6 protein-coding genes are annotated in these 8,052 nt (G+C 75.1%); 5 read left to right on the top strand and 1 reads right to left on the bottom strand.

What is annotated here, in order from left to right:
- The 3 genes from E2C05_RS03500 to E2C05_RS03490 all read left to right on the top strand — a co-directional run.
- Positions 1-888 (top strand): M15 family metallopeptidase (locus tag E2C05_RS03500; protein WP_192912409.1); only part of this gene is annotated, 888 nt, incomplete at its 5' end.
- Positions 889-1,211: 323 nt separating this feature from the next.
- The gene (locus tag E2C05_RS03495) at positions 1,212-2,339 is read left to right on the top strand and encodes a glycosyltransferase family 4 protein (RefSeq protein WP_133218211.1); all 1,128 of its coding nucleotides are present in this window, start codon (positions 1,212-1,214) and stop codon (positions 2,337-2,339) included.
- Positions 2,336-3,274, top strand: coding sequence for a glycosyltransferase family 9 protein (locus E2C05_RS03490; protein WP_133218210.1), 939 nt, complete (start codon positions 2,336-2,338; stop codon positions 3,272-3,274). Before E2C05_RS03495 ends, E2C05_RS03490 begins: the two co-directional genes overlap by 4 nt.
- Before the next feature lie 281 nt (positions 3,275-3,555).
- On the opposite strand, the gene E2C05_RS03485 is transcribed toward E2C05_RS03490, so the two are convergent.
- The gene (locus E2C05_RS03485) at positions 3,556-4,974 is read right to left on the bottom strand and encodes an NYN domain-containing protein (protein WP_158291921.1); all 1,419 of its coding nucleotides are present in this window, start codon (positions 4,972-4,974) and stop codon (positions 3,556-3,558) included.
- 383 nt (positions 4,975-5,357) lie between these two features.
- Between E2C05_RS03485 and thrS the strand changes: the two genes are divergently transcribed.
- Entirely contained in the window at positions 5,358-7,301 is a 1,944-nt protein-coding gene (gene thrS, locus E2C05_RS03480; RefSeq protein WP_133218208.1) for a threonine--tRNA ligase, read from the top strand.
- 68 nt (positions 7,302-7,369) lie between these two features.
- Positions 7,370-7,894 carry a translation initiation factor IF-3 gene (gene infC / locus E2C05_RS03475; protein ID WP_133218207.1) on the top strand — a complete coding sequence of 175 codons (525 nt, stop codon included), beginning with the start codon at positions 7,370-7,372 and terminating at the stop codon, positions 7,892-7,894.
- Positions 7,895-8,052 lie beyond the last annotated feature (158 nt).

Below are 8,052 nucleotides of genomic sequence, written 5' to 3'. Positions count from 1 at the left end.
CAAGCCGCGGCGCCGGCGGCGCCCGCCATCGCCGGCGCCGGCGGGCTGGATGCCCTGGCCGGGACGGTGCTGCGGCGTGGCCTGGCCGACCCGCCCCGCGTCACCGCGCTGCAGGCCGCGCTGATCGGCGCCGGCATGCTGGAAGGCACGCCGGACGGCGATTTCGGCCCGGGGACCGAACGGGGGCTGCGCCGCTTCCAATGGTATCTCGGCCGCAAGCGGCCCTGCCTGCGGGTGCCGAAGGGCCTTGCCCCCTCGGGCGGCACGCTGGACAGCGCCCCGGCCGATCCGGCCGTCGCGGTCAACGGCACCTGCGATGCGCCGACCCTGGCGGCGCTGCGCCGCTGGGCGACGGAGGGGTTGCGGGCAACGATGCCGCTGCTGCGGGTGAAGACGGCGCGCTTCCGCCACATCGCCCGGGCCGCCGGCTTCAAGACGCTCGACTATCCCGGCGCGGCGGATGACGAGGTGCTGGTGAACGCCGCCTTCCTGCCTGGGCTGGATGCGCTGGACGCGGCGGCCGAGGCCACCGGCGTGCGGCTGCTGCTGAACCAGGCCTTCCGGCTGGAAGGCGCCGCCGTCGCCGGCGCGGTGGTGCCGCCGGCGACCAGGTCGCAGCACCTGATCGGCCATGCCGTGGACCTGAACATCCTGGCGGGCGGCGTCACCATCACCTCCGGCATGATGGCGGCCGGGTCGATCCCGCAGCCGGCGCGGGACTTCATCGCGGCGGCCAAGCGGGCCGGGCTGCGCTGGGGCGGCGATTTCGGCCGGCCCGACCCGGTGCATTTCGACCTGCGGGTGCCGGACGACAGCCCGGACTACGACCTGGCCTATTTCTTCTGCCAGCATCTGTTCCCGGACCGGCAGCCGATCGCCCTCGCCTGAGCGCCGCGGCGGCAGCCCCGGCCACGCGCCCGGGGCCGGGCGTGCCGCGGGGCGTCGCGGCGCATGGTCCCGCGGGGCCGGCGTCGTTGCGCGGGCCGGACCGGCGCGATGGATGGCGCGGCGCTGCCCGACCCGGGCCGAGGATGCCGCGCGCCACCGGCCTGCCAGGCCTCGCAGGGTTGTGCGCCCCGGCTGGCTCGCCGCCCCGCCCGCGCCCGGCGCCGGCACAACAGCCGGAATTCGTCTAGCAGATGGCCAGGACAGGATTTTCCCGCGTCCGGCGGTGTGGCCGCAGGCGACAATGTCTGCTTAGGACGGCCGCCATGACACCGCTCCCGCCCGGCCTCACCGTCCTGCAGGTCCTCCCCGCCCTGGTCGCCGGCGGGGTGGAGCGCGGCACGCTGGAGATCGCCGGGGCGGTCATCGCCGCCGGCGGCCGTGCCCTGGTCGCCTCCGCCGGCGGGCCGCTGGTCCACCCGCTGGAAGCGATGGGCGCCCGCCACATCACCCTGCCGCTGCGCAGCAAGAACCCGGCCGCCATCCTGTGGAACGGGCTGGAACTGGCCACCCTGGCCCGGGCGGAGGGGGCGCGGATCATCCATGCCCGGTCGCGCGCCCCGGCCTGGTCCGCCCTGCTGGCGGCGCGCCGCAGCGGCGCCCGCTTCGTCACCACCTATCACGGCACCTACAACGAAGGCGCGCCGGGCAAGCGGCTCTACAACTCCGTCATGGCGCGGGGGGAACGCGTCATCGCCATCAGCAACTTCATCGCCGCGCATATCCGCCGCCGCCACGGCACGGCGGCCGACCGCATCCGCGTCATCCCGCGCGGCGTGGACCCGGCGGTCTTCGACCCCGCGGCGGTGGCGCCCGAGCGGGTGGAGGCGCTGCGCGCCGCCTGGGCGCTGCCGGCGGGCCGGCCGGTCATCTTGCTGCCGGCGCGGCTGACGCGCTGGAAGGGCCAGCTGGTGCTGGTGGAGGCCATGGCCCGGCTGCCTGACGCCGTCGCCGTGCTGGTCGGCGCGGGCCGCGACGGCTTCCGGGCGGAGGTCGAGGCGCGGGCGGCCGCGCTCGGCCTCGGCGACCGGGTGCGGCTGGTGGGCCATGTGGAGGACATGCCGGCCGCCCTGCTGCTGGCCGATGTGGTGGTGCACGCCTCGACCGATGCCGAGGCCTTCGGCCGCACGGTGATCGAGGCGCAGGCCATGGGCCGGCCGGTGATCGCCAGCGACCTCGGCGCCCCGCGGGAGACGGTGCAGCAGGGCGTCACCGGCTGGCGCGTGGCGCCGGGCGACCCGGCGGCGCTGGCCGGCCTGCTGCAGGCGGCGCTGGACCTGCCGCCGGAGGCGCGGGCGGAGCTTGGGCAGCGGGCCCGGGCGCATGTGCTGACCCGCTACACCGTGCAGGCGATGCAGGACGCGACGCTGGACGTGTACCGGGACCTGGCATGACCCGCCCGCGCATCCTGGTCATCAAGCTGGCGGCGCTCGGCGACCTGGTGCAGGCCTTCGGCCCCTTCGCCGCCATCCGCGCGCATCACCGGGATGCCGAGGTCACCCTGCTGACCACGCCCCCCTATGCCGAGCTGGCCGGGCGCAGCCCCTGGTTCGACCGCGTCTGGGCGGATGGCCGCCCGGCCTGGACCGACCTGCCGGCGGTCTGGCGGCTGGCGCGGCGGCTGCGCGGCGCCGGCTTCGCCCGCGTCTACGACCTGCAGACCTCCGCCCGCTCCTCCCGCTACCGCTGGCTGGTGGGGCCGGGCGCGGAGTGGTCGGGCATCGCCCGCGGCGCCAGCCACCCGCATGCCAATCCGCGGCGCGACCTGATGCACACGGTCGACCGGCAGCGGGAGCAGCTGGCGATGGCCGGCATCACCGAATTCCCGGCGCCGGACCTGGGTTGGCTGGATGCCGACATCGGCGGCTTCGGCCTGCCCGACCGCTTCGCCCTGCTGGTGCCCGGCGCCTCCCCCGGGCGGCCGGGCAAGCGCTGGCCGGCGGAGCGCTATGCCGAGCTTGCGGCCGCCCTGCCGGTGCCGGCCGCGGTGGTGGGCGGCCCGGCGGAGCGGCCCCTGGCGGCGGCGATCCTGGCCCGTGCCCCGGGCGCCGTGGACCTCACCGGCCGCACCGGCTACGCGGCGCTGGGCGCGGTGGCGCGGCGGGCGGAATTCGCCGTCGGGAACGATACCGGCCCCACCCACCTGATCGCCGCCGCGGGCTGCCCGACCCTGGCCCTGTTCGGGCCGGACAGCGACCCGGCGCTCTGCGCCCCGCGCGGCCGCGCGGTGGCGGTGCTGCGGCAGGACAGCCTGGCCGGGCTGACGGTGCCGCCGGTGCAGGCGGCCCTGGCGCGGATCGCCGGGCGGCGCGAAGTCCAGGGAGCGTGACCCGCTCGGCCCCCAGGCCGCGGCGGATCGCGCCGCGGCCTGGGGGCCGAAGGGCCTTGGCTCCGCTCCGTGACCAAGCACTCTGGCCGGCGCGCGTGTCGGGCCGGTGCCGGGGCGCGGCCGTCCTGACGGCCGGACGCCGGCCTCGCGGGCGGGATCCGCGTCGCGGCGGGGCGACCGGGAACGGGGATCAGGGCAGCCGGCGTCGATGCCGGCCGCCCTGCGCCCCCAAACCGCGTCATCCCGCCCCCCCGCCGGGCGATGCCGGCGCCGGACCGCTATCAGGCCGACGGCGAACAGGCCGCACCCGGTGGGTCCGGCGGCTCGGCCGGCGGCTCGGGGGCGGGGTCCGCGCCCCGGCGCGCCTCCAGCCCCACCCAGTCCCGCAGCGCGGCCAGCGTGTCCGGCCCCAGCCGCGTCCCGCCCGCCGCCGCCTGCCGCGCGATCTCGGCATAGAGGGCGCGGGCGAGGCGCGCCGCCCCGTCCGGCCCCGCGTCAGCGCGGCAATCCAGCCGGGCGCGGCCAAGCCAGGCGATCAGCGCCTCCACCGCCCGGGGCGGCAGGTCCAGGCCGGCCGCCATGGCCTCGGCGGCCAGGGACGCGGTGGCGTCCGGGCCCGGCGGGGCGGGCAGCGGCAGCATCGCCGCCAGGCCGCGCAGCGCGAAATCCAGCGCCTCCGGCGCCAAGCGCGGCACCTCCGCCGCAGGGCCCAGCGTTGCCCGCAGCCGGGCGAAGGGGTCGTCGGCGAGGCCGGGCTGCTCGAGCGAGGGGCGGGCATGCCGCGCCGGGTCGTAGAGCCAGCCGCCGCCCGGCCCGGCCTCCAGCGCCAGCCCCTCCGCCCCTTCCACCAGCCGGGCCAGCGTGCCGGCGCCGCCGAAGCGGGACTGGCGGATCCAGCCGCCCAGCCCGTGGATGCGCTTGCCCAGCGCCGGCAGGTGCAACGGTGCCTCCGCCCCCGCCACCAGGCGGCGCAGCAGGCCGAGGATGGTGGCGCGCTGGGCGGCCGGGTCGCCCGGATCGGGCATCGCGTCGGAGGCGGGCGCGGGGCTGGCCCCGGCGGTCGCCCCGCCTGTCGCCCCTGGCCCGGCATCCGGCGGGGCGCCCGGCACGGCGGCGGGGCGGACGGCCTCCGGCTCCTCGGCCAGCGCCGCTTCGGCGAATTCCTCGAAGCCCAGCACCGCATCGGCGGCGGCGCGGAAGGCGGCGGCGGAGAGCGGGTGGGTGACCACCAGGCTGCGCCGGTCATGCGCCCGCAGCCGGTGCAGCAGCGGGGTGAAGTCGCTGTCGCCCGAGAGGACGAGGAATTCGTCGAAGCGCGTCGGGTGCGCCAGCGCATCGAGGATGTCGACCGCCATCACCATGTCGGCGCCGTTCTTCAGCCGGGCGAGGCGCGGGCAGTCCACCACCTGCAGCCCGGCGCGGACGAAATCGGCGCGGAAGCGGCTGTAATAGACCCTTGGCTGCTGCAGCCAGGCGGCCAGGCTGCCGCCCGGTTCCGGCGCGTGCCAGCCGGCGGGGTTCAGGTAGCAGCGGCGGACCAGCAGGCGGCGGGGGCCGCTCGCCTCCAGCCAAGCGAGCCACCGGGCCGGCTCGGCGGCGAAGCTCCACGCGGCCCATTCGTCGATCGCGGCGAGGCTCGAGAAGACGTTGTCGAAATCGACGTAGAGCGCGGCGCGGCGGGGCGCCCCGGAATCTGGCATGCGGCGCGGCATCCTCGGTCGGGGCCGCAATCTCCGGCCGGGGTGCCGGCCTGTCCAGCCGGGCGCGGGACGCCCGGACCGGACTGGTCCCGCGGGACCGGCCGCAGCGGCCGGAGCATCCCGGTCGGGCAGGCATCGCGGCCGGTGCGCGCCACCCCGTTCCGGCGCATCCCCGGCGGGCTTCGCGGGCGGCCGCCGAGCGGCAGTGCTTGACGCGGGCGGGGCGGCCTGCCCATGGTCCGCGCCCCAACCGGCCTGCCAGGGGACAGGGTTCGGGACGGTCCGGCGGGCCTCGCCCGCGCCGGGCCGCCGGGCGCGAGGCCTGCCTCGCCCTGCCCATTCCCTGGCGGGCCGCAGCATTCCCGCTGGAAGAAGGCCGACCCATGCCCGCGATCACACTGCCCGACGGCTCCGTGCGCCAGTTCGACGCGCCGGTGACGGGCACCGAGATCGCGGCGGCGATCGGGCCGGGCCTGGCCAGGGCGGCGCTGGCCATGCAGGTGGACGGCACCACGCGCGACCTGGCGACGCCCATCGCCGGCGACGCCGCGGTGCGCTTCATCACGCGCAAGGACCCCGAGGCGCTGGAGATGATCCGGCACGACGCCGCGCATGTGCTGGCCGAGGCGGTGCAGGACCTCTATCCCGGCACGCAGGTGACGATCGGGCCCTCCATCGAGAACGGCTTCTACTACGACTTCGCCCGCAACGAGCCCTTCACGCCCGAGGATTTTTCCCGGATCGAGGCGCGGATGCGGGAGATCGTGGCGCGCAACGCGCCCTTCGTGCGCAGCGTGATGCCGCGGGAGGAGGCGATCGCCTTCTTCGAGGCGCGGGGCGAGAAGTACAAGGCGCAGCTGATCCGCGACCTGCCGGAGACGGAGGAGATCAGCCTCTACTCCCAGGGGGATTGGATCGACCTCTGCCGCGGCCCGCACCTGCGCGGCACGGGCGATGTCGGCACCGCCTTCAAGCTGACGAAGGTCGCCGGCGCCTATTGGCGGGGCGACCACCGCAATGCGATGCTGAGCCGCATCTACGGCACCGCCTGGCGCGACCAGAAGGAGCTGGACGCCTACCTTCTCCAGATCGAGGAAGCCGAGAAGCGCGACCACCGGCGCATCGGCAAGGAGATGGGCCTCTTCCACCTGCAGGAGGAGGCGGCGGGCAGCGTCTTCTGGCACCCCAAGGGCTGGAAGCTGTACCGGGTGCTGGAGGACTACCTGCGCCGCCGGCTGGACGCCGCCGACTACCGCGAGGTGAAGACGCCGCAGCTGCTGGACCGGCGCTTCTGGGAAGCCTCCGGCCACTGGGAGAAGTTCCGCCACGCCATGTTCATCGCGCGGGTGGAGGACGAGGCGGAGAAGGACCGCGTCCTTGCCCTGAAGCCGATGAACTGCCCCTGCCATGTGCAGATCTTCAACCAGGGCCTGCGCAGCTACCGCGAGCTGCCGCTGCGCATGGCGGAGTTCGGGTCCTGCCACCGGTACGAGCCGAGCGGGGCGCTGCACGGCATCATGCGGGTGCGGCAATTCACCCAGGACGACGCGCATATCTTCTGCACCGAGGAGCAGATCGCGACCGAGACGGTGGAGTTCGTGGCGCTGCTCTCCTCGATCTACCGCGACCTGGGCTTCCCGGAATTCCGGGTGAAGTTCAGCGACCGGCCGGCGACGCGGGCCGGCACGGATGCGGTCTGGGACCAGGCGGAAGGCGCGCTGCGGGAGGCCTGCAAGGTCGCCGGCGTCGAATACACGCTGAACCCCGGCGAGGGCGCCTTCTACGGCCCCAAGCTGGAATTCGTCCTGCGTGACGCCATCGGCCGGGACTGGCAATGCGGCACGCTGCAGGTGGATTTCGTCCTGCCGGAGCGGCTGGGCGCCGAATACGTGGCCGAGGACGGGACGCGGAAGCGGCCGGTCATGCTGCACCGCGCCATCTTCGGCAGCTTCGAGCGCTTCCTCGGCATCCTGATCGAGCAGTATGCCGGCCGCTTCCCGCTCTGGCTCGCGCCGGTGCAGGTGGTGGTGACGACCATCGTCTCCGATGCCGACGATTTCGCGCGGGAGGCGGCGGCGGCGCTGCAGGCGGCGGGGCTGCGGGTGGAACTCGACCTCAGGAACGAGAAGATCAACCGCAAGGTCGTCGACCATATCGACCAGCGCGTGCCGGTGCTGGCCGTGGTCGGGCGGCGGGAGGCGGAGGAGCGCGCCCTGGTGCTGCGCCGCCTGCCGGGCCGGGAGCAGGCGACGCTGCCGCTGGCGGAGGCGGTGCGGTCCCTGGCGGCCGAGGCGACGCCGCCCGACCGGGCAGTTGCAGGGCGTTAAGTCAAGCCTCATAAGAGGCGGTCTAGCCCTACCCACAGCGACAGGAGAGCACCATAGCAAGAGGCCCCATTTCGAATCAGCCGCCGACGCGCGACGGCCCGCGGGTGAACGAGGAGATCCGCGTTCCGCAGGTGCGGCTGATCGACCAGGACGGCGAGATGATCGGCGTCATGACCGCGCGGGACGCCCTGCTGCGTGCCTACGAGGTCGGGCTCGACCTGCTCGAGATCAGCCCGAATGCCGTGCCGCCGGTGTGCAAGATCACCGACTTCGGCAAGTTCAAGTACGAGCAGCAGAAGAAGGCCAACGAGGCCCGCAAGAAGCAGAAAGTCGTCGAGATCAAGGAAGTCAAGGTTCGTCCGAACATTGACGACCATGACTACGACGTGAAGATGCGGCAGATGAAGTCCTTCATCGGCGAGGGCGACAAGGTCAAGGTCACCCTGCGCTTCCGCGGCCGCGAGATGGCGCACCAGGACCTGGGCATCAAGGTGCTGGAGCGGATCCGGGTGGACCTGGGCGAGACCATCAAGGTCGAACAGATGCCCCGGCTGGAGAACCGCCAGATGATCATGGTGCTGGCGCCCAAGTAACGCGTGGCTGCCGGGCGCCCGCGCCCGGCTTCCCCCGCGCCCGGCGGCTTTCCCTTGACGCCGGGGGCGCGCGGGCGTAGCAGCGCCATCCTCCGGGATCGTCCCGAACCGAGGCCCCCCGCGAGGCGGTGGGCTCCGCCGCTCCGCGAAGGCTCGCG

Origin of the sequence: Paracraurococcus ruber (assembly GCF_004353985.1) — a bacterium.
GTDB lineage: Bacteria > Pseudomonadota > Alphaproteobacteria > Acetobacterales > Acetobacteraceae > Paracraurococcus > Paracraurococcus ruber.
This window is presented reverse-complemented; position numbering and strand designations above follow the sequence as displayed.

Excerpts from the sequence above, each read along its gene's own strand:
- E2C05_RS03485 (WP_158291921.1), bottom strand. The coding sequence starts at position 4,974 with ATGCCAGATTCCGGGGCGCCCCGCCGCGCCGCGCTCTACGTCGATTTC.
- thrS (WP_133218208.1), top strand. The coding sequence starts at position 5,358 with ATGCCCGCGATCACACTGCCCGACGGCTCCGTGCGCCAGTTCGACGCG.
- E2C05_RS03490 (WP_133218210.1), top strand. The coding sequence starts at position 2,336 with ATGACCCGCCCGCGCATCCTGGTCATCAAGCTGGCGGCGCTCGGCGAC.
- E2C05_RS03495 (WP_133218211.1), top strand. The coding sequence starts at position 1,212 with ATGACACCGCTCCCGCCCGGCCTCACCGTCCTGCAGGTCCTCCCCGCC.